Annotated in this window: 20 protein-coding genes; 10 read left to right on the top strand and 10 right to left on the bottom strand. The window is 69.4% G+C overall.

Annotation, left to right across the window (positions count from 1 at the left end; all coding sequences use genetic code 11):
- Nucleotides 1-44: 44 nt before the first annotated feature.
- The gene (locus tag VBO01S_RS13560) at nucleotides 45-962 is read left to right on the top strand and encodes a transporter substrate-binding domain-containing protein (RefSeq protein WP_062474902.1); all 918 of its coding nucleotides are present in this window, start codon (nucleotides 45-47) and stop codon (nucleotides 960-962) included.
- Nucleotides 963-976: 14 nt separating this feature from the next.
- A complete protein-coding gene (locus VBO01S_RS13565) occupies nucleotides 977-1,627 on the top strand; it encodes an aspartate/glutamate racemase family protein (protein WP_062474905.1) in 651 nt (216 codons plus the stop codon).
- Here the strand turns inward: VBO01S_RS13565 and VBO01S_RS13570 are convergent.
- Nucleotides 1,619-2,476, bottom strand: a complete 858-nt coding sequence (locus VBO01S_RS13570) for a hypothetical protein (RefSeq protein WP_062474909.1) — start codon at nucleotides 2,474-2,476, stop codon at nucleotides 1,619-1,621. The two genes, VBO01S_RS13565 and VBO01S_RS13570, sit on opposite strands and share 9 nt — an antisense overlap.
- Nucleotides 2,477-2,658: 182 nt before the next feature.
- Between VBO01S_RS13570 and VBO01S_RS13575 the strand changes: the two genes are divergently transcribed.
- A complete protein-coding gene (locus VBO01S_RS13575; RefSeq protein WP_062474913.1) occupies nucleotides 2,659-3,483 on the top strand; it encodes an undecaprenyl-diphosphate phosphatase in 825 nt (274 codons plus the stop codon).
- 10 nt (nucleotides 3,484-3,493) lie between these two features.
- On the opposite strand, the gene VBO01S_RS13580 is transcribed toward VBO01S_RS13575, so the two are convergent.
- Nucleotides 3,494-4,303: an IclR family transcriptional regulator gene (locus tag VBO01S_RS13580; protein WP_062474916.1), complete on the bottom strand. Its 810-nt coding sequence runs from the start codon at nucleotides 4,301-4,303 to the stop codon at nucleotides 3,494-3,496.
- Between the two features lie 113 nt (nucleotides 4,304-4,416).
- Here VBO01S_RS13580 and VBO01S_RS13585 point away from each other — a divergent pair, with 113 nt between their 5' ends.
- The 3 genes from VBO01S_RS13585 to azu all read left to right on the top strand — a co-directional run bounded on the left by VBO01S_RS13585 (nucleotide 4,417) and on the right by azu (nucleotide 8,303).
- On the top strand, nucleotides 4,417-5,391 hold the full coding sequence (locus VBO01S_RS13585) for a Bug family tripartite tricarboxylate transporter substrate binding protein (RefSeq protein WP_062474918.1): 975 nt from the start codon (nucleotides 4,417-4,419) through the stop codon (nucleotides 5,389-5,391).
- Nucleotides 5,392-5,401: 10 nt separating this feature from the next.
- A complete protein-coding gene (locus VBO01S_RS13590) occupies nucleotides 5,402-7,750 on the top strand; it encodes a cytochrome P450/oxidoreductase (protein ID WP_062474921.1) in 2,349 nt (782 codons plus the stop codon).
- A gap of 100 nt (nucleotides 7,751-7,850) precedes the next feature.
- A complete protein-coding gene (gene azu / locus VBO01S_RS13595; RefSeq protein ID WP_062474924.1) occupies nucleotides 7,851-8,303 on the top strand; it encodes an azurin in 453 nt (150 codons plus the stop codon).
- Here azu and VBO01S_RS13600 read toward each other — a convergent pair.
- The 5 genes from VBO01S_RS13600 to VBO01S_RS13620 form a co-directional block, all read right to left on the bottom strand.
- The gene (locus tag VBO01S_RS13600) at nucleotides 8,296-10,227 is read right to left on the bottom strand and encodes a sensor histidine kinase (RefSeq protein WP_157627365.1); all 1,932 of its coding nucleotides are present in this window, start codon (nucleotides 10,225-10,227) and stop codon (nucleotides 8,296-8,298) included. The two genes, azu and VBO01S_RS13600, sit on opposite strands and share 8 nt — an antisense overlap.
- The gene (locus VBO01S_RS13605) at nucleotides 10,137-10,850 is read right to left on the bottom strand and encodes a response regulator transcription factor (protein ID WP_062474925.1); all 714 of its coding nucleotides are present in this window, start codon (nucleotides 10,848-10,850) and stop codon (nucleotides 10,137-10,139) included. The genes VBO01S_RS13600 and VBO01S_RS13605 overlap by 91 nt, the downstream gene beginning before the upstream one ends.
- A 113-nt stretch (nucleotides 10,851-10,963) precedes the next feature.
- The gene (locus VBO01S_RS13610; protein ID WP_082818127.1) at nucleotides 10,964-11,776 is read right to left on the bottom strand and encodes an SDR family NAD(P)-dependent oxidoreductase; all 813 of its coding nucleotides are present in this window, start codon (nucleotides 11,774-11,776) and stop codon (nucleotides 10,964-10,966) included.
- Nucleotides 11,777-11,876: 100 nt separating this feature from the next.
- Nucleotides 11,877-12,257, bottom strand: coding sequence for a YciI family protein (locus VBO01S_RS13615; RefSeq protein ID WP_062474928.1), 381 nt, complete (start codon nucleotides 12,255-12,257; stop codon nucleotides 11,877-11,879).
- A complete protein-coding gene (locus VBO01S_RS13620) occupies nucleotides 12,239-13,537 on the bottom strand; it encodes an RNA polymerase sigma factor (RefSeq protein WP_062474931.1) in 1,299 nt (432 codons plus the stop codon). Before VBO01S_RS13620 ends, VBO01S_RS13615 begins: the two co-directional genes overlap by 19 nt.
- A gap of 113 nt (nucleotides 13,538-13,650) precedes the next feature.
- Between VBO01S_RS13620 and VBO01S_RS13625 the strand changes: the two genes are divergently transcribed.
- Nucleotides 13,651-14,163, top strand: a complete 513-nt coding sequence (locus VBO01S_RS13625; protein WP_062474934.1) for an MOSC domain-containing protein — start codon at nucleotides 13,651-13,653, stop codon at nucleotides 14,161-14,163.
- A 7-nt stretch (nucleotides 14,164-14,170) separates the two neighbouring features.
- Here VBO01S_RS13625 and VBO01S_RS13630 read toward each other — a convergent pair whose 3' ends face one another.
- The 3 genes from VBO01S_RS13630 to mutS are packed head-to-tail and all read right to left on the bottom strand — an operon-like array spanning nucleotide 14,171 to nucleotide 18,514.
- Nucleotides 14,171-14,977 (bottom strand): alpha/beta fold hydrolase, encoded by an 807-nt coding sequence (locus VBO01S_RS13630; RefSeq protein WP_174543661.1) that lies wholly within the window; start codon nucleotides 14,975-14,977, stop codon nucleotides 14,171-14,173.
- A gap of 2 nt (nucleotides 14,978-14,979) precedes the next feature.
- On the bottom strand, nucleotides 14,980-15,819 hold the full coding sequence (locus VBO01S_RS13635; protein ID WP_062474940.1) for a proteasome-type protease: 840 nt from the start codon (nucleotides 15,817-15,819) through the stop codon (nucleotides 14,980-14,982).
- A 28-nt stretch (nucleotides 15,820-15,847) separates the two neighbouring features.
- Entirely contained in the window at nucleotides 15,848-18,514 is a 2,667-nt protein-coding gene (mutS, locus tag VBO01S_RS13640; protein ID WP_174543660.1) for a DNA mismatch repair protein MutS, read from the bottom strand.
- 253 nt (nucleotides 18,515-18,767) lie between these two features.
- On the opposite strand from mutS, the gene VBO01S_RS13645 reads away from it, so the two are divergent.
- The 3 genes from VBO01S_RS13645 (at nucleotide 18,768) to corA (ending at nucleotide 20,676) form a co-directional block, all read left to right on the top strand.
- Nucleotides 18,768-18,956 (top strand): polysaccharide deacetylase, encoded by a 189-nt coding sequence (locus VBO01S_RS13645; protein WP_255221117.1) that lies wholly within the window; start codon nucleotides 18,768-18,770, stop codon nucleotides 18,954-18,956.
- Nucleotides 18,957-19,029: 73 nt separating this feature from the next.
- Complete coding sequence (locus VBO01S_RS13650) at nucleotides 19,030-19,659, top strand: hypothetical protein (protein WP_062474949.1); 630 nt, start codon at nucleotides 19,030-19,032, stop codon at nucleotides 19,657-19,659.
- Nucleotides 19,660-19,692: 33 nt separating this feature from the next.
- Nucleotides 19,693-20,676, top strand: a complete 984-nt coding sequence (gene corA / locus VBO01S_RS13655; RefSeq protein WP_062474952.1) for a magnesium/cobalt transporter CorA — start codon at nucleotides 19,693-19,695, stop codon at nucleotides 20,674-20,676.
- The last annotated feature ends 6 nt before the right edge of the window (nucleotides 20,677-20,682 follow it).

Genomic DNA, 20,682 nt, shown 5'->3' on the forward strand with positions numbered 1-20,682 from the left:
GCCACCGCCCCTTTTTCTTCAACCGCCGTTCCGAGGAGCGTTCCATGCCCCAGCTTCGCCCGTCGCTTTCCATCGCCGCCGCCGCCTTCGCGCTGGCCCTTGCCGCCCTGGCACCGACCGCTCCCGCGCAGGCGCAGCCCGCCAACGACACGCTCGCCAAGATCAAGGCCAGCGGCGCCATCACCTTCGGCTACCGCGAGGCCTCGTTCGGCTTCTCGTACCTGGACGCCAACCTCAAGCCCGTGGGCTACAGCATCGAGATCTGCAACCGCATCGTCGACGCGGTGAAGACCGAGCTGAAGCTGCCGGCCGTCGAGGTCAAGTACCAGGCCGTGACCTCGGCCAACCGCATCCCGCTGGTGCAGAACGGCACGGTGGACATCGAGTGCGGCTCCACCACCAACCTGGTGGAGCGCCAGTCGCAGGTGGCTTTCTCCCCGGACATCTTCCGCTACAACGTGCGCACGCTGGTGAAGGCCGATTCGGGCATCAAGAGCATCGCCGACCTGCAGGGCAAGACGGTGGTCACCACCGCCGGCACCACGTCGTTCCGCCTGCTGCGCGCGGCCGACAAGGGCCGCAGCCTCGAGGTGAACCAGCTCTCGGGCAAGGACCACACCGATTCGTTCCTGCTGGTCGAGAGCGGCCGCGCGCAGGCCTTCGTGCTGGACGACATCCTGCTCGCGGGCCAGATCGCCAACGCGCGCAACCCGAAGGACTTCGTCATCACCGGCGAGAGCCTGCGCACCGAGAACCAGTCGCTGATGTTCCGCAAGGACGACCCGGCCTTCAAGGCGCTGGTGGACCGCGTGGTGTCGGGCATGATGAAGTCCGGCGAGATGGAAAAGCTCTACAGCAAGTGGTTCATGTCGCCGATTCCGCCCAAGGGCATCAACATCAATTACCCACTCAATGCCGAGACGAAGGAGGCCTTTGCCAACCCGTCGTCCAAGGGCATCTGATCTCACCTGACTTCATGACACGCATCGCCCTCATCCACGCGCTCTCGCATTCCGTCGCCCCCATCAACGAAGCCTTCGTACGCGACTGGCCCGAGGCCGTGCGCATGAACCTGCTGGACGACAGCCTCTCGGCCGACCTCGCGCGCGACGGCAAGGGGCTCGACGCGGCGATGCACGAGCGCTTCCAGCGGCTGGCGCAGTACGCGGTGGACACGGGCGCGCGCGGCATCCTCTTCACCTGCTCGGCCTTCGGGCCGTGCATCGAGGCGGTGGCGCAGCGGCACGCGGGCATTCCGGTGCTCAAGCCCAACGAGGCCATGATTGAAGAGGCCGTGCAGGGCGAAGGCCGGCTGGGCCTGATCGCGACTTTCGCGCGCACGCTGGAATCGATGCCGCCGGAGTTTCCTTCCGGCATGGCGCTCGAACTGGCGCTGGCCGAGGGCGCGCTGGCCGCGCTCGATGCGGGCGACACGCAGCGCCACGATGCGCTCATTGCCGAACAGGCCGCCGCGCTGCGCGCGCGCGGCTGCACGCGCATTGCCCTGGCTCAGTTCAGCATGGCGCGGGCGCGTGGCGCCTGCGAAGCGGCCAGCGGCCTGCCGGTGCTGACGACGGTCGACAGCGCGGTGCGTGCGCTGCGCCGGCGTGCTTCAGCTTCAGTGTGAGCCGCCGTTGCCGACGACCGTGACCAGCGTGGTCATCGCCACCTGCGCCGCTTCGCCGCGCGCGAGCGGTCTGCCCGGGCCGGCGTTGCCGCTGTCGGTTTCCAGGCCCTGCGCCAGGCGGCGGTAGATGTCCGACGAGGGCATGGTCGCCGCCGTGCCGAGCGCGTCGCAGTAGGTGTCGGTGAGCACGGCGGCCAGCCGCTCGCGTTCGGCGTCGCACAGCACGGGCGCCTCGGCGGCGAAGACCGACGCCACGCAGTGCATCAGGTAGGCCTGGGTCTCGAGCGAGAAGGCCTGCTGGCGCACGTAGTCTTCCACCGCGTGCCAGAAGAGGGTGTCGGAGGTGCGGCGCCAGCTTTCGAGCACCTTGCGCGACTTGGCGACCAGGTCGGCGTGCGCGTCGTGCGGTTCGGCCGGCCGCAGCGCCAGGCCCTGCAGCGTGAGCGCGGCCACCGGGCCGGCCGCGCCGAGCAGGAAGCTCCAGAACTTCCAGCGCGCGAACCATTTCTTGTCGTGGGCCGGGCCCAGCGGCTCCAGCAGTCGGAAGTCGATGCACAGGGCGGCGTTGGCCTGCAGGCCGGAGGCCATGCGGTCGGCCTCCACATGGCCCTGCGCGACGATGCAGGCGCTGGCGCCGCAGCGGTCGATGTCGGCCAGGCGCTGGGTCAGCTGGCGCAGCTCGTGGGCCGAGGCGCCGGTGGCTTCGGCCACGCGCAGCATGCCGTGGCACTGCTCCCGCTCCCGCTGGCAGGGGCTCTTGAGACGGTCTTCGACATGGTCGTCGAGCGTCGAGGGGCGTTCTTCTGCGACGCAGTCCTCGAGTTCACTCCCGGTGGTGAACGTTGACATGGATGCTCCTTCGGGCGCAGATGAATAACTGTTATCAATATGTATTAACGCGCCGAGGTCGAACATCACCTGAACTAGGTATTTCCGTGGGCGGGCTGCCTTGTGTTCCACCGGCGGAACGGCGCCTGAACAGGGCCTGACCGATGGCCTCGCCATAATTGCCGCTCTTTCAAGGAGTACGCGTGGATATCGTTTTGCTGGTCAAGGCCGCTGTCATGGGCATCGTGGAGGGTCTGACCGAATTCCTGCCGATCTCGTCGACCGGCCACCTCATTCTTGCGGGCTCGCTGCTGGGCTTCGACGACGCCAAGGCCAAGGTGTTCGACATCGCCATCCAGACCGGCGCGATCTTCGCGGTGATCCTGGTCTATTGGCAGAAGATCCATTCGACCGTGGTGGCGCTGCCGCGCCAGCCCAAGGCGCGCCGGCTGGCGCTGAACATCGTCATCGGCTTCCTGCCCGCGGTGGTGCTGGGCCTCTTGTTCGGCAAGATGATCAAGGCGCACCTGTTCATCCCGACCGTGGTGGCGAGCACCTTCATCATCGGCGGCTTCATCATCCTGTGGGCCGAGAAGCGCCCGCCGGGCTCGGTGCGCGTCGAGCATGTGGACGACATGACGCCCTGGGACGCGCTCAAGGTCGGCCTGGTGCAGTGCTTCGCGATGATCCCCGGCACCAGCCGCAGCGGCTCGACCATCATCGGCGGCATGCTGCTGGGCCTGTCGCGCCAGGCGGCGACCGACTTCTCGTTCTTCCTGGCCATTCCGACGCTGATCGGCGCGGGCGCCTACAGCCTCTACAAGGAGCGCGCGCTGCTGTCGGTGGCCGACATTCCGATGTTCACGGTGGGCCTGGCCTTCTCGTTCATCAGCGCGTGGCTGTGCGTGCGCTGGCTGCTGAAGTACATCAGCACGCACAACTTCATTCCGTTCGCGTGGTATCGCATCGCCTTCGGCATCGTGGTGCTGGCCACGGCGTGGACCGGCGCGGTGGTCTGGGCGGAATAAGCCAGCAGCCTCAGGCCGCCGCGCCCAGCAGCGCGCCGGCGGCCTTCGCCTCCCGCCGCACGGCGATGGCGATCGGCCCGTCGATCGACGGATCGAACCCGCCCGTGGCGCCCAGCGCGGTGATCACGGCGCACACCCTTCCCGCGTAGTCGTACACCGGCGCCGCCACGGCGCTGATGCCCCGCAGGTAGGTGTCCCGCACGATGGCGCAGTGCGCCTGCTGCACCTCGCGGCGCAGCGCGCCGATGGGGTCGTCGGCATCGAGCAGCGCCCGCATGTCCTCGGTGGCGTCGGCCAGTTCCTGCTCGGCCAGCGCCACCACGCGCGACTCGTCGAGCAGGCCCAGGAAGGCGCGGCCGGTGGCCGACCACAGCATCGACATCACCGAGCCGGCGCGCACGTTCACCGTCACCGGCAGGCCCGGCTCCTCGAAGCGCACGATGGTCGGGCCCTTGTTGCCCATCACGGCGACGAAGCAGGTCACCTCCAGCGATTCACGCAGGCGGATCAGGCAGGGCTCGGCCGCGCGGATCGGGTCGGCCTGGCGCATGGCGGCCAGGCCGATCTGGATCGCCTCGGGGCCCAGGTAGTAGTGCTGCGAGGCGGTGTCCTGGCGCACCAGGCTTTCCTCCATCAGGCTCGCGAGGTAGCGGTGCACCTTCGCCGGGCTCTCGCCCACATGGGTGGCCAGGGCGGTGAGGCTGCTGCGCCCGCCCAGGTGCGCCAGGCCCTTGAGCACGGCCATGCCGGTCTCGGCGGACTGCACGCGCTGGCGGCGCTCGCGGGGAGGGGAAGAGGGTGCTTCGGCGGGGGAGGTCATGTCGTCGGCATCTTAGGTGGCGGCCCAAATGGCCGGGTAAACCCGTGGATTGGTGATTACGCAATGCGTATGATAATTACGCAATACACAATTTCCACCCCGGAGACACCCCGATGAAGAAGCACTTCGCCCGCGGCCTTGCGGTCCTGTCCCTGGCTGCCCTGGCCACCGCCGCCAGCGCCCAGGCCACCTTCCCCGCCAAGCCGATCCGCTGGCTCGTGCCCTACGCCGCGGGCGGCGGCTCCGACTTCCTCGCGCGCACCGTCGCCCAGACGCTGTCGACGCAGGTCGGCCAGCCGGTGCTGGTGGACAACAAGCCGGGCGGCAACACCGCGCTGGCCGCCGCCGAAACCGCGCGCGCGCCGGCCGACGGCTACACCGTGCTCTCGGCTGACAACGGCACGCTGGTGTTCAACCCGGCGCTGTACAAGTCGCTGAGCTACAGCCCCACGAAGGACCTGGCGCCCGTCACGCTGATGGGCAAGTTCCCGATGATCCTGGTGGTCGGCGCCAACTCGGGCTTTGCCACCGCCAAGGACTTCATCGCGCAGGCCAAGGCCAAGCCGGGCGGCATCAACTACGCCTCGGCCGGCGCGGGCAGCCCGCACCACCTGGCGATGGAACTGCTGAAAGTGGAAGCCAAGCTCTTCATGGTCCACGTGCCGTACCGCGGCGCGGCGCCCGCGCTGGCCGACGTGGTCGGCGGGCAGCTGCCGGCCATGATGGTCGACATGGCCGCCGGCGCCGGCTTCATCAAGGGCGGCAAGGTGCGCGCGCTGGCCGTGGCCAACCCCACGCGCCTGCCGCAGTTGCCCGACGTGCCCACCTTCGCCGAGCTCGGCTACAAGAACGTCGAAGCCGCCGCGCTGGTCGGCGTGGTGGTGCCCGCGGCCACGCCGGCCGACGTGGTGAACACGCTCAACCGCCAGTTGGTGGCCGCCATCCACGAGCCCTCGGTGAACAAGCGCATGGTCGACTTCGGCGTCGAGCCCGTGGGCAACACGCCCGCGCAGTACACCGAGCTGCTCAAGGCCGAGACCGCGCGCTGGCACAAGCTGATCCGCGACCTGAAGATCACGCTCGACTGAGTCTGCTGCCATGTCCGATACCGCCATGCCTTCGCGCACCTCCGGTTGCCCCGTCGCGCACGGGGCGCTCTCCGCCGAGCGCACGCCCACCGGCTGCCCCGTGAGCCAGCGCGCCGCCGAGTTCGATCCCTTCGAGGACGGCTACCAGCAGGACCCGCCCGAGTACGTGCGCTGGGCCCGCGAGCAGGAGCCGATCTTCTACAGCCCCAAGCTGGGCTACTGGGTGATCACGCGCTACGACGACATCAAGGCGGTGTTCCGCGACAACCTCACCTTCAGCCCGTCGAACGCGCTGGAGAAGATCACGCCCACGGGCGAAGAAGCCAACGCCGTGCTCGCAAGCTACGGCTTTGCGCTCAACCGCACGCTGGTGAACGAGGACGAGCCGGCCCACATGCCGCGCCGCCGCGCGCTCATGGACCCGTTCACGCCCGAGGCGCTGAAGCACCACGAGCCGCTGGTGCGCGAGCTGGCGCGCAGCTATGTCGACCGCTTCATCGACGACGGCCGCGCCGACCTCGTCGACCAGATGCTGTGGGAGATTCCGCTCACCGTGGCGCTGCACTTTCTCGGCGTGCCCGAGGAGGACATGGACACGCTGCGCAAATATTCCATCGCGCACACCGTCAACACCTGGGGCCGCCCCAAGCCCGAGGAGCAGGTGGCCGTGGCGCACGCCGTCGGCAACTTCTGGCAGTACGCCGGCAAGGTGCTCGACAAGATGCGCCAGGACCCCGACGCACCCGGCTGGATGCAGTACGGCATCCGCAAGCAGATGCAGCACCCCGAGGTCGTCACCGACTCGTACCTGCACTCGATGATGATGGCCGGCATCGTGGCCGCGCACGAGACCACCGCCAACGCCACCGCCAACGCGGTGAAGCTGCTGCTGCAGCACCCGCAGGTGTGGCAGGAACTGTGCGACGACCCGGGCCTCATTCCCAACGCGGTGGAAGAGTGCCTGCGCCACAACGGCTCGGTGGCCGCCTGGCGCCGGCTCGTCACCAAGGACACACAGGTCGGCGGCGTCGACCTGCCGGCAGGCTCGCGCCTCTTGATCGTCACCTCGTCGGCCAACCACGACGAGGGCCACTTCGCCGATGCCGACCTGTTCGACATCCGCCGCGACAACGCCAGCGACCACCTGACCTTCGGCTACGGCTCGCACCAGTGCATGGGCAAGAACCTGGCGCGCATGGAGATGCAGATCTTCCTGGAGGAGTTCACGCGCCGGCTGCCGCACATGCGCCTGTCGGCGCAACGCTTCAGCTACGTGCCCAACACCTCCTTCCGCGGCCCCGAGCACCTGTGGGTCGAGTGGGACCCGCGTGCCAACCCGGAGCGCGCCAACGCCGGCCTGCGCGACGTGCAGGTGCCGGTGCGCATCGGCGAGCCGTCGGCGCACGCCATCGCGCGGCCGGTGGTGGTCGAGCGCGTGACGCCGGTGGCCGACGGCATCGTGCGGCTGCGCCTGGTGTCGCCCGATGGCAAGCCGCTGCCGCGCTGGACGCCGGGCTCGCACATCGACGTGGAATGCGGCACGCCCGAGCTGTCGCGCCAGTACTCGCTGTGCGGCGACCCCGACGAAGCCCACGCGCTGGAGATCGCCGTGCTGCACGAGCCCGAAGGCCGTGGCGGTTCGGCCTGGGTGCATGCGAACGTGAAGGTGGGCGAGCGCCTGCGCATCCGCGGCCCGCGCAACCACTTCCGGCTCGACGAGTCGCTGGCGAAGGCGATCTTCATCGCCGGCGGTATCGGCATCACGCCCGTGAGCGCGATGGCGCGGCGCGCGAAGGCGCTGGGCATGGACTACGAACTGCACTACAGCGGCCGCAGCCGCGCGAGCATGGCCTTCGTCGACGAACTGGCCGCGCTGCACGGCGGGCGCCTGCACGTGCATGCCGCCGACGAAGGCCGGCGCAACGACCTGCGCGCGCTGCTGGCCACGCCCGTGCCCGGCGCGCAGGTGTATGCCTGCGGCCCGCTGCGCATGCTCGAAGCGTTGGAAGACTGCTGCGCCGCGTGGCCCGAGGGCGCCTTGCGCGTGGAGCATTTCGAATCGACGCTGGCCACGCTCGACCCGTCGAAGGAACATGCCTTCGAGGTGGAGCTGAAAGACTCCGGCCTCGTCATCACCGTGCCGCCCGACCAGACCTTGCTGACGGCCCTGCGCGCGGCCAACGTCGATGTGCAGAGCGACTGCGAGGAAGGCCTGTGCGGTTCGTGCGAAGTGCGCGTGCTGGCCGGCAAGGTCGATCACCGCGACGTGGTGCTCACGCGCAGCGAGCGCGATGCGAACACCAAGATGATGGCCTGCTGCTCTCGCGCCTGCGAAGGACGGTTGGTGCTCGAACTCTGAGGCCTTTCTCCACGCGCATTGATCTATCGCAAGTGTTCCGCAGCACGCCCACCGCACAGTGGGGCGTGCCGAATCGGCACCTCACCGAAAGAACCATGTGATGAAGACGAGAACCACCGCGGCCCTGCTTTTCACGGCGCTGCTCGCCGGCCCCGCGCTGGCCGCCACCTGCGACATCGAGATCGAAGGCAACGACGCGATGCAGTTCAACAAGACCGCCATCGCCGTGCCGGCCAGCTGCAAGCAGTTCACCGTGAAGCTCAAGCACGTCGGCAAGATGCCCAAGGCCGCGATGGGCCACAACTGGGTGCTGAGCAAGGCCGCCGACGCGCAGGGCGTGGCGGCGGACGGCATCGGCGCGGGGCTGGACAAGGCCTACGTGAAGCCGGGCGATGCCCGCGTCATCGCGCATTCGAAGGTCATCGGCGGCGGCGAGGTCGATGCCGTGAGCTTCGACGTGAGCAAGCTCAAGGCGGGAGGCAGCTATGCGTGGTTCTGCTCGTTCCCGGGGCACGCGTCGCTCATGAAGGGCACGCTGGCGCTGGTCAAGTAACCGCCGCACCGCCCAGAGGCATCCGCAGCACCACCTGCGTCTCGCCGGGGCGCGACTGCAGCTGCAGCTGCGCGCCCAGGCGGCGTGCCCGCGCCCGCAGGTTGCGCAACCCCGCGCCGCCGCTCACGCCGTCCACCGCGAAGCCCCGGCCGTCGTCGCGCACGCTGAGCTGCAGTTCGGCGCCCGCGCGCGCCACCGTCACGTCCACGCGCCGGCCCGCGCTGTGCTTGAGCACGTTGGTCAGCGCCTCCTGCAGGAAGCGCATCAGGTCCAGGCTCTGCGAGGGCGCGAGTTCGAGCGTGTCGATGCCCGAGACCTTCCAGCGGCAGTCGATGCCGTTCGCGTCCAGCAGCTGCGCGCTGCGGTAGCGCAGCGGCGCCAGCAGCTCGCCGAGCGCACGCGCGCCGTCGTCGCGGCCGGTGGCGTCGATGATCAGCCGCAGGTCGTCGCGCAGGCTCTTGAGCATCGCCAGCAGCTGCGGCGCGCTGAGGTGCTCGGGCGTGCGCTCCAGCGTCGCGATGCTGCCCACCAGCATGCCGCCCAGGCCGTCGTGCAGGTCGCTCACCAGGGCCACGCGCTCGCCGATGCGCGCGTGCGCGAGCTCCAGCGCGTGCTGCTGCGCGAGCGTGGACGCGAGCTCGGCCTTGGCGGCGTTCACTTCCTCGATCAGCTCGGTGTTGAAGTTCTCGATGCGCCGCAGGCTCTGCACGAAGCGCCCGGCCTGCGTCAGCGCCATGCCCAAGAGCAGCACGTACGAGGACATGGTCGTGTAGTAGATGTTGCTGTCGATCACCTGCGTGAACACCAGCAGGTCGTGCGCGCCCGTGAGCGCCGACACCGCCATGAACGGCGCGAGCGAACGCATCGGGCTGCCCCGGTGGCGCAGCGCGTGGAAGATGCCGCTGCTGTTCACCACGATGATCGTGAGGCCGCCCACCAGCGTCCAGATCGCGCGGTGGGTGGGCAGGTTCGCGGTGCCCGCGAACCACAGGTCGAGCACGCCGACGGCCGCCACCGCGAACGCCGCGATCTCCAGGCGCGGCAGGCGCCGCCCGGCAAAGCGCAGCACGAACACGCCGTACGACACGCTGAAGAACAGCAACAGCGAGGTGTTCAGCGCCTGCCAACTGTGGTTGCTGGCAAAGGGCCACGGGCTGGTGGCGATCTGGTTGTAGCCGAACAGCAGCCACAGCACCGACATCGCCGCGAACCAGCCGTAGGCCGTCTCGCGCCGGCGCAGCAGCCACCACGCCGCGAAGAAGGCCGACACCGCCGCGCTGGTCGCCAGGCCGAACACCTGCAGGTCGCGCCGCATGAGCTGCTCGCGGCCGAACTCGGCCTGCATGAGCGCGGGCGCGCCCAGGCTCACCGGGCCCAGCCCGGCCTGGTAGGCCGACAGGCCCGACACGCGCACGAGCAGCGTGTTGGTGCCGGCGCGCAACTGCGGCGCGTCCAGCAGCCAGTAGCGCGGCGAGTTCCATGCGCGCGTGAGCGGCTCGATCAGGCTGCGGTCGCGCCAGATCGTCGTACCGTTGAGCGAGACCTCGCCGGCCATGTTCAGGTAGTGCAGCAGCAGCCCGGTTTCGGTCACGGGTGCGGGCTGCTCCCAGGTCAGCCGGTACCAGACCACGCCGTCGAAACCGGGCCAGCGCGTGGCCCAGCTGTCGGGCAGGGCGACGGGCGTCCAGCCGTCGGAGGGCGGGGTCGTGTCGTCCCAGCCGGTGCCGCGTGCGGCTTCGGCGCGAAGTTCGGGAACCACCGGTGTTTGTGCGTGTGCGCTGCCCGACGAGAGCAGCAGCCACAGGGCCCACAGCAGGAGGCCCGCAAGGAACCTCAGCGCAGCAAGCCCTGCCTTCGGCCCTGGTAGACCGCCTCGGTGCGCGAGTTGACGGCCAGCTTGCGGTAGATGTTCTTGGTGTGGCATTCCACGGTGAGTCTGGAGATCGACAGCGCCTCCGCCATGTCGCGGTTGCTCATCCCTTGCGACACGAGCTCGAGGATTTTGCGCTCGCGCGGCGTCAGCATGACGGGCGTGGTGGCGGGCGTCAGCGACGGGTCGTCGGGTGGCGAGGGCAGGCCGGGCAGCTGGGTCGCGACCCAGCCGAGGATGCGACGGGCGATGGCCGGGTCGATCGGTGCGCCGCCTTGCTCGATGCTGCGCAGCGCGATGCTGAGTTCGAGGTCGTCGCGTTCCTTCAGCAGGTAGCCGATGGCGCCGGCGCGCAGCGCCGCGAAGATCACGGCCTCGGTGCGCCAGGCCGAGATCACCACGGCGGGCACCAGCCGGTGGTGCACGTGCATCCACTCGATCAGGTCGACGCCGCTGCCGTCGGGCAGGCCGATGTCGATCAGCGCCACGCCGAAATGCTGCTGCTCCAGCAGCGAGCGGGCCGAGGTCAGGCTGTCGGCCCAGGCGATCTGGGGCTCGTCGCATCCGAGCGTCGACAGCACGTACGCCAGGCGCTCGCGCATCGCCGGATCGTCTTCGACCACCAGCGCGGGGCTCAGCGAGACCACTTCAACGTCTTCCAGGAGAGGGGCAGACATAGGACGACATTTTTGAGCCGTGGTGTACGTGGTGCAACGTTTTTTCTTAAATGAAACGACTGTTTCTAAAGTTCCTATTTGTATCTTGATGTTAATTCAAAGCGACCACAACCCTAATCGAGGATGACCCCTCCGCTCAGGTTGACTATTGCGCCCGTGATGGCCCCGGCCAGCGGCGAGGCCAGGAACAGCGCGGTGCCCGCGAGCTGCTCCAGCGAGGGCAGGCGTTCGACCAGCAGCCCCTCGGGCCGCGCGGCCAGCATCTGTTCGACCGTGAGGCCCATGCGCTCGGCCGCCGGGCGAAACACCTCGCCGCTGTGCGAGCCCGCGGCCACCGCCTCGGGAATCGCGTGCGAGCGGATGCAGGCCGTGCGGATGCGAAAGGCCGCCAGTTCGCCCGCCATGTGGCGCATGAGCCCCTCCACGCCGGCGCAGGCCACGGCATGCCCGAGGTACCCGGGGCCGGGTAGGCGCGAGGCGGGCGTCGACACCGACAGGATCACGCCACCGCCGCGCGCCGCCATGTGCGGTGCCACGGCCTTGGCGGTGAGGAAGTTGCTGCGCGTGTAGGCGTGGATGGGGAGGAAGAAGTCTTCCAGCGACAGCTCGGCCAGCGGCCGGCCCTGCACGTGGAAAACGCCGACGGCGTTGAACGCGAGGTCGATGCCGCCGGCCTGCTCGGCGACCTCGGCCGCGTGGCGCAGCATCGCGGCTTCGTCCAGCGCGTCGACCACCGCGGCCTGCGCATGGCCACCGGCTTGGGTGATGTCTCGCACGACCGCGTCGAGCTTGTCGCGGTTGCGGCCGGTGATGAACACGCGGGCGCCTTCGCAAGCAAAGGCGCGGGCGACGGCGCCGCCGAGGGCGCCGCTGCCTCCGTGGATCACGGCGCAGCGGTCTTTCAAAGACAGGACATTCGAGGGCATGAGAGCTTCTCCTTGGCGTGAATGGCGACCCGCGACATGCGGGCGCTCGTTCCAAGGACGGCGCAGGCCCAGCCGATCCGACAGCGCAGTGGGATTTTTTTCAGACCTGCGGGATGCGCGGCGCAATCACGCCCGGGTCGTACCAGGTCACCGGGCGGATCTCGAACACGCCGCCCTCGAAGTCCAGCCGCCGCGCCGCATGCCGCGCCTCTTCGAGCGACTCGCACTCGACGATGTAGATGCCCATCAGCTGCTCCTTCGTCTCGGCGAACGGCCCGTCGGTCACCAGCGGATGCGCGGCGCCGGCGTGCCGCACGGTGGTGGCGGTGTCGGGCATCAGGCGCAGCACGGTGCCGAGGCGGCCGGCGGCCTGCAGCTCGTCGCGCAGGTCGGTGTGGCGCTCGAGCATCTCGTCTTCGACCTCGGGCGCCCAGCCGGCCGCCGCAGCTTCGGAACCGTAGATCAGGATGGAATAGAGCATCGTGCGTCCTTTGCTTGAAGGGAGTCGGAAGAGGCGCCCGCGCCGAGACGGTCCAGCAGCAGGCGGATGTGCGCGGCCTCGGCGGCGGTGCGCGCCAGTGCGAGCGCGTCGGCGAAGGCACGGCGCGCCTCGTCGGCGCGGCCCAGTTGCATCAGCAGCCCGCCGCGCAGGCCGTGGAAGTGGAAGTACGCCGACAGCGGCGCCGCCAGCGCGTCGACCATCGCCAGCGCCACCCCGGGCCCGCGCACCTTGGCCACGGCCACCGCGCGGTTGAGCGTGACCACGGGCGAGGGCTGCAGCTTTTCGAGCCCGGCGTAGAGCCGGTCGATCTCGGCCCAGTCGGTGTCGGCGGCGCATGCGGCCCGTGCGTGCGTGGCCGCAATGGCCGCCTGCAGCTGGTACGGCCCGATGCGGCGCTGGCGCAGCGCGGTGTCGAGCAGGGCCAGGCCTTCGTCGATTGCCGCGCGGTGCCAGCGCGTGCGGTCCTGGTCTTCGAGCAGCACGACCATGCCGGCCGCGTCCAGCCGCGCATCGGCGCGCGCGTGCTGCAACAGCAGCAGGGCGCACAGGCCGGCGGTTTCGGGCTCGTCGGGGAACAGCTCGCACAGCAGGCGCGCGAGCCGGATCGCCTCTTCGCACAGCGCCACGCGCACATGGGCCGTGCCGCCACTGGCCGCGTAGCCTTCGTTGAACAGCAGGTAGACCACCGCGCCCACGGCCGCCAGCCGCTCGCCGCGTTCGCGCACACCGGGCGCATCGAAGGGCAGGCCGGCCGCGGCCACGCGCTGCTTGGCACGCGTGATGCGCTGCTCCATGGCGCGCTCGCCGACCAGGAAGGCGCGCGCGATCTCCGGCACCGACAGCCCCGAGACGATGCGCAGCGCGAGCGCGATCTGCTGCGCGAGCGGCAGCGCGGGGTGGCAGCAGACGAAGAGCAGGCGCAGCACGTCGTCGCGGTAGTGCGACTGGTCGAGCTGCTCGGCGAGGTCGGGGTCGAGGGCCATGTCCGCGTCGCCGTCGTCCTCCTCGGGCAGCGGATCGTGCCGGTCGCGCCGCCGCAGCTCGTCGAGCGCCGCGTTGCGCCCCACGAGGATCAGCCATGCCAGCGGATCGTCGGGCGGCCCGTGCTCGGGCCAGTGCCGCAGCGCGCGCAGGCTGGCTTCCTGAAAACCTTCCTCGGCCGTGTCCAGGTCGCGGAAGTAGCGCAGCAACGCGGCCACCGCGCGCGGGCGTGCGGCGGTCAGCGTGGTGGCGATCCAGCTCAGCTCGGTGGTGGTCATCGTCGGCGCGGTGCGTGTCGCTTCGAAGAAGGTCGGTTCAACCCCAAGGACGCGCCAGTATGCGGCGGGCCGACAGCGGCGCGCAAAAAAAGTCCGCGTGGACAATGCGGCGCATGTCCGACCTCCACGCCCTGACCCGGCAGTTTCCGCACCCCGGCCGGCTCGATGCCATCCTGCTGCGCCCCGCGCGGCGCACGCCAGTTCAATCGGTGCAGGAGGTGCAGGCCATCGAAGGGCTGGGGCTGGCCGGCGACCGCATCAGTGCCGGGCGCGGCGGTGGCAAGCGGCAAGTCACGCTGATCCAGGCGGAGCACCTGCCGGTTGTCGCGGTGCTCGCGCAGCGTATGGCGGGTGTCGACGCCGGCCTGCTGCGCCGCAACCTCGTCGTGTCGGGCCTCAACCTGCTGGCGGCGCGCTCGCTGTTTCGCGACCAGCCGCTGGTGCTGGCGCTCGGGCCCGAGGTGCTGCTCGAGATCACCGGGCCCTGCGAGCCCTGTTCGCGCATGGAAGAGCTGCTCGGCCCCGGGGGCTACAACGCCATGCGCGGGCATGGCGGCGTGACGGCGCGGGTGCTGCGTGGCGGTGTGCTGCGCGTCGGCGACGCCGTTGTCTGCCGCATCGCCTGAACACCACCTACATCAGGTTGCGCAGCGAGGCTTCGATGGCCGCCGCCGTGGCCAGCGGCTTTTCCATCGGAAACAGGTGGCTGCCGTCGAGCATCGTGATGCGGCCCTTGGTGACCTGCTCGGTCATCGCCATGCCCACCTGCTTCATCTCGACCGACTGGCGTCCGCCGATGAAGGCCACCTTGCACTTGATCGGGTGGCGGCGCAGCAGCCCGCCCAGCGTGTGGGGCAGGGTGTTGTAGATCGCGGTTTCCACGTCGCGGTCGAAGCTCAGGGCGCGCGTGTCTTCGCTGTCGAAGGTGCCGTGGTCGATGTAGTCGTGCAGCACCTGCTCGTCCCACTTCGCGAACGCCTTCTTGCTGCGGAAGTGCTCGAACACCGCCTCGCGGTGCTCCCAGCTGTTGCGGCGCTTGCGGCTGGTGGCGCCGGGCGAAATGCTCTTCATGAGCGGCGTGCGCTTGACCACGTTGAGCGTGTTCGCGCGCCAGCCGCCGAGGATCGGCGAGTCGATCAGCAGCACGCCGCGCGCCAGCTCGGGGTGGCGCGCCGCGCACATCAGGCTCAGGAAGCCGCCCAGCGAATGGCCGATGAGGAACACCGGGCCGCCCGCGCGGTCGGCGCGCAGCTTGGCGAAATCGGCCAACTGCTGCACCAGGTGCGGCCAGTTGTCGGTGACGGGGTACTTCGGGTCGTGCCCGAATTTCTCGATGGCATCGACCTCGAAGCCCCGGTTGCGAAGGCTGTCGAGAACGACGCGGTAGGTGCTCGCCGGAAAGCTGTTGCCGTGCGAAAAGATGACAGGAGGCACGGACAGATTCAGATGAGCTTTTCGTCGGGGGTCGAGATCTTGCGCAGCGGGCTGTGGCGCGTGGCCGGCATCCGCAGCGGGTGTTCGGTGGCGCTGTCGTCCCACACCGGGTCTTCGATGCTGTCGAACACCTCGCGCAGCTTCTGGCCCCAGCTGTTGTGCATCATGCGGTAGTAGGGGTTGTCGGCGTCGATGCAGATCACGCGGTCGGTCTCGAGCTTGTTGGCCTCGTACACCACGAGGTCCAGCGGCAGGCCGACCGACAGGTTCGACTTCATGGTCGAGTCCATCGACACCAGCGCGCACTTGGCGGCTTCGTCCAGCGGCGTCTCGGGCGTGAGCACGCGATCGAGCACGGGCTTGCCGTACTTCGATTCGCCCACCTGGAAGTAGGGCGTCTCGGTGGTCGCTTCGATGAAGTTGCCGGCGGCGTAGACCAGGAACAGGCGCATGCCTTCGCCCTTGACCTGCCCGCCGAAGATGAACGACACGTTGAAGTCCAGGCCCGCATGCTTGAGCGCTTCGGCGTCGCGGTCGTACACATGGCGCACGGCCGAGCCCAGCACGCGCGCGGCGTCGAACATGCTCTTGGCGTTCCAGATGGTGATGGGTTCGCCCTGCGTGCCGTCTTCGCGCGTTTCGCGCAGCTCTTCGATCTGCAGGATTTCGCGCACCGACTGCGAGATGCTCAGGTTGCCCGACGACAGCAGCACCATCACGCGGTCGCCCGGCTGCTCGTAGACGATCATCTTGCGGAAGGTGCTGATGTGGTCCACCCCCGCGTTCGTGCGCGAGTCGGAAAGAAACACCAGGCCGGCGTTGAGTTTGATGCCTACGCAATAAGTCATGGGTTCGCCTTGCAGGAACTGGGCCCGCTCATGCGGTACTGCGTTCACGTGCGTTCAGTTTCTGGAGGGCATAGAGCGCGTCGAGGGCTTCGCGCGGGCTCATGGCGTCCGGGTCGAGGGCAGCCAGCGCGGATTCTACGGCGCTGGCCATGGGGGTTTCGGTGGCCGGCGGCGGCGCAAACAGGTCGACCTGTGCACGCGTTTGCGCATGCTGCGATTCGAGCGCGTCGAGCGCCTGCCGCGCGTGGTTGACCACCGCCGCGGGCATGCCCGCGAGGCGCGCCACCTGGATGCCGTAGCTCTTGCTGGCCGGTCCTGGCTGCATCTCGTGCAGGAACACGATGTCGCGCCCCGACTCGGTCGCGCTCACGTGCATGTTCACGGCGCCGTGGTGCGTGGCCGGGAACTCGGTGAGCTCGAAGTAGTGCGTGGCGAACAGCGTGAAGGCCTTGCTGCGGTCGTGCAGCTGCGCCGCGATGCCGGCCGCCAGCGCCAGGCCGTCGAAGGTGCTGGTGCCGCGGCCGATTTCGTCCATCAGCACCAGCGACTGCGCCGTGGCGCTGTGCAGGATCTGCGCGGCCTCGGTCATCTCGAGCATGAAGGTCGACTGCGCGTTGGCCAGGTCGTCGGCCGCGCCGATGCGCGTGTGGATCGCGTCGATCGGCCCGAGCCGGCAGGCCGTGGCCGGCACGTGCGAGCCGATGGACGCCAGCAGCACCACGATCGCCACCTGCCGCATGTAGGTCGACTTACCGCCCATGTTCGGGCCGGTGATGATCTGCATGCGCTGCTGCGGCCCCATCTGCGTGTCGTTGGCGATGAAGCCGCCCGACGACTTCTCGGCCAGCCGCGCCTCCACCACCGGGTGGCGGCCCTGCTGGATCTCGATGCACGGGTGCGACACGAAGGTCGGCGCGCGCCAGTTCAGCGTGTGCGAGCGCTCGGCCAGCGCGCACAGCGCGTCGAGCGCAGCGATGCCGCCGGCCAGCTGCGTGAGCGCGGGCACCGAAGGCTGCAGCGCGTCGAGCAGCTGCTCGTACAGCCACTTCTCGCGCGCCAGTGCGCGGTCTTGCGCGCTCAGTGCCTTGTCTTCGAAGGCCTTCAGCTCGGGCGTGATGAAGCGCTCGGCGTTCTTCAGCGTCTGGCGGCGGCGGTAGTTGTCGGGCACCTTCGAGAGCGCGCTTTGCGTCACCTCGATGTAGAAGCCGTGCACGCGGTTGAACTGCACGCGCAGGTTGCTGATGCCCGTGCGCTCGCGCTCGCTGATCTCGAGCTTGAGCAGGAAGTCGTCGCAGTTCTCGCTGATCTCGCGCAGCTCGTCGAGCTCGGCGTCGTGGCCGGTGGCGATCACGCCGCCGTCGCGCACCAGCGCCGACGGGTCGGGCTTGATCGCGCGCACCAGCAGGTCGGCGCAGCCCGGCGGCGGCGCCAGGCGTTCGGTGATCTGCGCCAGCAGCGCGGCGGCGCCCGGCAGCAGCGGCGCCAGCTGCTCGGCCTTCGCCAGCGCGAGCTGCAGCGCCACGAGTTCGCGCGGGCGCACCTGGCGCAGCGCGATGCGCGCCGCGATGCGTTCCACGTCGCTGGTGTTCTTCAGTTGCTCGCGCAGCGTGCGCCAGGGCGCGGCGGTGGCGCCGGGCCCGGGGGACTGCAGCGCACCGATGGCGTCGAGCCGGCCCTGGGCCTCGCTGCGGTCGCGGCGCGGCGAGAGCAGCCAGCGCTTGAGCAGGCGACTGCCCATGCCCGTCATGCAGGTGTCGAGCAGCGAAAACATCGTGGGCGAGTCTTCGCCGCGCAGCGTCTGCACCAGCTCCAGGTTGCGGCGTGTGGTGGGCGGCAGCTCGATCAGGTCGCCGTCGCGTTCCACCGACAGGCGCTGGACGTGCGACAGCGCGCGGCCCTGCGTGTGCTCGGCATAGCCCAGCAGCGCGGCGGCGGCGGCGTGCGCGTTGCCCAGCGATTCGGCGTTCCACGCCGCGAGGCTGTGGCTGCCCATCTGCTCGCTGAGCTTGCGCTCGCCCAGGCCGGGATCGAACTGCCAGGCCGGACGCAGCGACAGCGTGAACGGCACGGCCGCGCGCGCGGCCTTCAGGCGCTGCTCGAAGGCGGGCGTGACCTCGGCGCTGTACAGCAGCTCGCTCGGCGCGATGCGCGCGATCCAGGCTTCGAGCGCATCGGCCGGGCACTCGGCCAGCCGCAGCTCGGCGCCCGTCACGCTGAGCCAGGCCAGGCCGCAGAAATTGCGCGTGCCCGCATGCACGGCGAGCAGCAGCGAATCGCTCTTGTCGTTGAGCAGTTCCGAGTCGGTCAGCGTGCCGGGCGTGACCACCCGCACCACCTTGCGTTCGACCGGCCCCTTGCTGGCACCGACCTCGCCCACCTGCTCGCAGATGGCGACCGATTCGCCCAGCTTGATGAGCCGCGCCAGGTAGGTGTCGACCGAGTGGAAGGGCACACCGCACATCAGCACCGGCTGCCCGGCCGACTGGCCGCGCTGGGTGAGCGTGATGTCGAGCAGGCGCGAGGCCTTTTCGGCGTCGGCCCAGAACAGTTCGTAGAAATCGCCCATCCGGTAGAACAGCAGGGTGTCCGGATGGTCGGCCTTGAGGCCTAAGTACTGCGCCATCATCGGCGTGTGCCCGGCGAAATCGCCAGCCGAGGGGGCTTGATCTTTGGTGCTTTTCACCGGTAAGGTCATTGAATCCGTGGAGAAGAAATGAGGGTGCGCGCTGCGCATCCCGGGGATCGGGTCATTATCGGGGACGGCCATCGGCGTGCGCGCCGGCCTCCCCGCACCGACGCCCCTGCCGCGTCCACTTTGGCCGCATTCCCCTGAATCCAGACAGCTCCCCCGCGCGTAGTCATGCGCATGCGCATGACTACGCGGGCGCACGCGACCTTCATCGATGGAGACCCCAGTGAGCTACGAGGACATCCGGAAACGATTTCATGTGCCTGCCCGCAAGGGCGCCAGGGTGCTGGTGCACGGGCAGCCCGGCACCGTGACCACCGTGCGGGGGCTCACGCTGCGCGTGCGGCTGGACGGGATGCGCTGGTCGCGGCCGTACCTGCCGGACGAGCTGCAATGGCTGCCGGCCCCAGCGCCCGAGCCGCACGGGCAGGGCGGCCCCGAGCACTGACGCGGCCGGGCGGCCTGCACCGCCGCTCCTAAAATCCCTCGGCGCAAACCCCGCGTGAAGAACAAAGGCGCCCATGGCCCCGTCGGATGAAATCAAAGGCCCTGCAGCGGACGCGCTCCCGGACACCGCCACCCTGCCCGCTGACCTCGCGGCGCTGTACCTGTGCATGTCGCCGGCCCAGCTCGCGGACCTGCGCAAGTCGAAACGGCCCGAGGGGCGACCGGGCACGGGCAACAGCGGCCCGTCCGTCATCCGGCCCGTCGAAGGCACGGGCGGCGCCAAGGACCCGGCGCTCTACCAGCTCGGCACGCTGCGCGAGTTTGCCAAGGCGAACGCCGCGCCTTCGGCCTTCGACACCGCGCTGAACACCGGCCTGCCGGGCTGGTTCGGCGCCAAGCTGCCTTTCTTCGCCGAGCGCGAACCGCGCATCAAGCGCGGCAAGCGCGTGCTCATCGGTGGCGCCTGGGACCGGGCCGACCCGCTGCGCGAGCAGCGCTTCGTCGCGCTGGCCAAGGGCCGCATCCGCTTCACGTCGCTGACGTGTGCCGAAGCCGCCGCGAGCCTGTGGGCCGACGTGGCCAGCCACCGCGCGTTCGCCGACCAGGGGCTGGCCCTGCTCGCGCGCGAGACGCAGGCCATCGAGGCCTCGCTGGCCGACACGGCCCGCCTGGCCGCGACCGCACCGACCGATGCGGCGGCCTGACCTCCCTTCAAGTTCGACGATGGAAGTGCTCCGATGCTGATCAACTGCGTGGCTTATGAAAACGGCGCCAAGCTCGCCGACATTCCCGTCGAGGACATCAGCGACTACATCTCCCGCGCCGGCTGTTTCGTCTGGGTGGCGCTGAGCGACGCCACGCCCGAAGAGCTGGCCCAGATGCAGGACGAGTTCGACCTGCACCCGCTGGCCGTCGAAGACGCCCAGCACGGCCACCAGCGCCCCAAGGTGGAGGAGTACGGCGACTCGCTGTTCGTCGTGATGCACCTGGTCGAGCCTTCGGCCGAAGCCGAAGGCGAGCACAGCGTGAACGTGGGCGAGGTCAACGTGTTCGTCGGCCGCAACTACGTGCTGTCGGTGCGCAACCGCAGCCAGCAGGGCTTTCTGGGCGTGCGCGAGCGCTGCGAGCGCGAGCCCGACCTGCTGCGCAATGGCGCGGGCTTCGTGCTCTATGCGTTGATGGACGCGGTGGTCGACCGCTACTTTCCGGTGATCGACGCGCTCGAAGTGGAACTCGAATCCATCGAGCAGCAGATCTTTGCCCAGGGCGGGGCGGCGCGCGACAAGATCAAGCAGCTGTACGACCTGAAGCGCCGCAGCCTCATCCTCAAGCGCGCGGTGGCGCCGCTGGTGGAGGCGGCGGGCAAGCTGCACGGCGGGCGCGTGCCGCAGATCTGCGTGGGCACGCAGGAGTACTTTCGCGACGTGGGCGACCACCTGGTGCGCATCAACGGCTCGATCGACGCGGTGCGCGACACCATCGCCACGGCGGTGCAGGTGAACCTCTCGATGGTCACCATCGAGGAGAGCGAAGTGACCAAGCGGCTCGCCGCCTGGGCCAGCATCTTCGCGGTGTGCACCGCCTTCGCGGGCATCTGGGGCATGAACTTCGAGCACATGCCCGAGCTGAAATTCCGCTATGGCTATGCGATGGCGCTGGGGTTGATCGTCAGTACCTGCGGGTACCTGTACTACCGGTTCAGGCGTGTCGGCTGGCTTTGACATGAC

The organism is Variovorax boronicumulans NBRC 103145 (assembly GCF_001591345.1).
GTDB lineage: Bacteria > Pseudomonadota > Gammaproteobacteria > Burkholderiales > Burkholderiaceae_C > Variovorax > Variovorax boronicumulans.

What these genes read in the sequence shown, in the direction of transcription:
- VBO01S_RS13625 (WP_062474934.1), top strand. Translation starts at nt 13,651, where the DNA reads ATGTCCGACCTCCACGCCCTGACCCGGCAGTTTCCGCACCCCGGCCGG.
- VBO01S_RS13580 (WP_062474916.1), bottom strand. Translation starts at nt 4,303, where the DNA reads ATGACCTCCCCCGCCGAAGCACCCTCTTCCCCTCCCCGCGAGCGCCGC.
- VBO01S_RS13620 (WP_062474931.1), bottom strand. Translation starts at nt 13,537, where the DNA reads ATGACCACCACCGAGCTGAGCTGGATCGCCACCACGCTGACCGCCGCA.
- VBO01S_RS13605 (WP_062474925.1), bottom strand. Translation starts at nt 10,850, where the DNA reads ATGTCTGCCCCTCTCCTGGAAGACGTTGAAGTGGTCTCGCTGAGCCCC.
- VBO01S_RS13615 (WP_062474928.1), bottom strand. Translation starts at nt 12,257, where the DNA reads ATGCTCTATTCCATCCTGATCTACGGTTCCGAAGCTGCGGCGGCCGGC.
- azu (WP_062474924.1), top strand. Translation starts at nt 7,851, where the DNA reads ATGAAGACGAGAACCACCGCGGCCCTGCTTTTCACGGCGCTGCTCGCC.
- VBO01S_RS13600 (WP_157627365.1), bottom strand. Translation starts at nt 10,227, where the DNA reads ATGCCACACCAAGAACATCTACCGCAAGCTGGCCGTCAACTCGCGCAC.
- VBO01S_RS13560 (WP_062474902.1), top strand. Translation starts at nt 45, where the DNA reads ATGCCCCAGCTTCGCCCGTCGCTTTCCATCGCCGCCGCCGCCTTCGCG.
- mutS (WP_174543660.1), bottom strand. Translation starts at nt 18,514, where the DNA reads ATGACCTTACCGGTGAAAAGCACCAAAGATCAAGCCCCCTCGGCTGGC.
- VBO01S_RS13565 (WP_062474905.1), top strand. Translation starts at nt 977, where the DNA reads ATGACACGCATCGCCCTCATCCACGCGCTCTCGCATTCCGTCGCCCCC.
- VBO01S_RS13590 (WP_062474921.1), top strand. Translation starts at nt 5,402, where the DNA reads ATGTCCGATACCGCCATGCCTTCGCGCACCTCCGGTTGCCCCGTCGCG.
- VBO01S_RS13650 (WP_062474949.1), top strand. Translation starts at nt 19,030, where the DNA reads ATGGCCCCGTCGGATGAAATCAAAGGCCCTGCAGCGGACGCGCTCCCG.
- VBO01S_RS13570 (WP_062474909.1), bottom strand. Translation starts at nt 2,476, where the DNA reads ATGTCAACGTTCACCACCGGGAGTGAACTCGAGGACTGCGTCGCAGAA.
- VBO01S_RS13610 (WP_082818127.1), bottom strand. Translation starts at nt 11,776, where the DNA reads ATGCCCTCGAATGTCCTGTCTTTGAAAGACCGCTGCGCCGTGATCCAC.
- corA (WP_062474952.1), top strand. Translation starts at nt 19,693, where the DNA reads ATGCTGATCAACTGCGTGGCTTATGAAAACGGCGCCAAGCTCGCCGAC.
- VBO01S_RS13585 (WP_062474918.1), top strand. Translation starts at nt 4,417, where the DNA reads ATGAAGAAGCACTTCGCCCGCGGCCTTGCGGTCCTGTCCCTGGCTGCC.
- VBO01S_RS13635 (WP_062474940.1), bottom strand. Translation starts at nt 15,819, where the DNA reads ATGACTTATTGCGTAGGCATCAAACTCAACGCCGGCCTGGTGTTTCTT.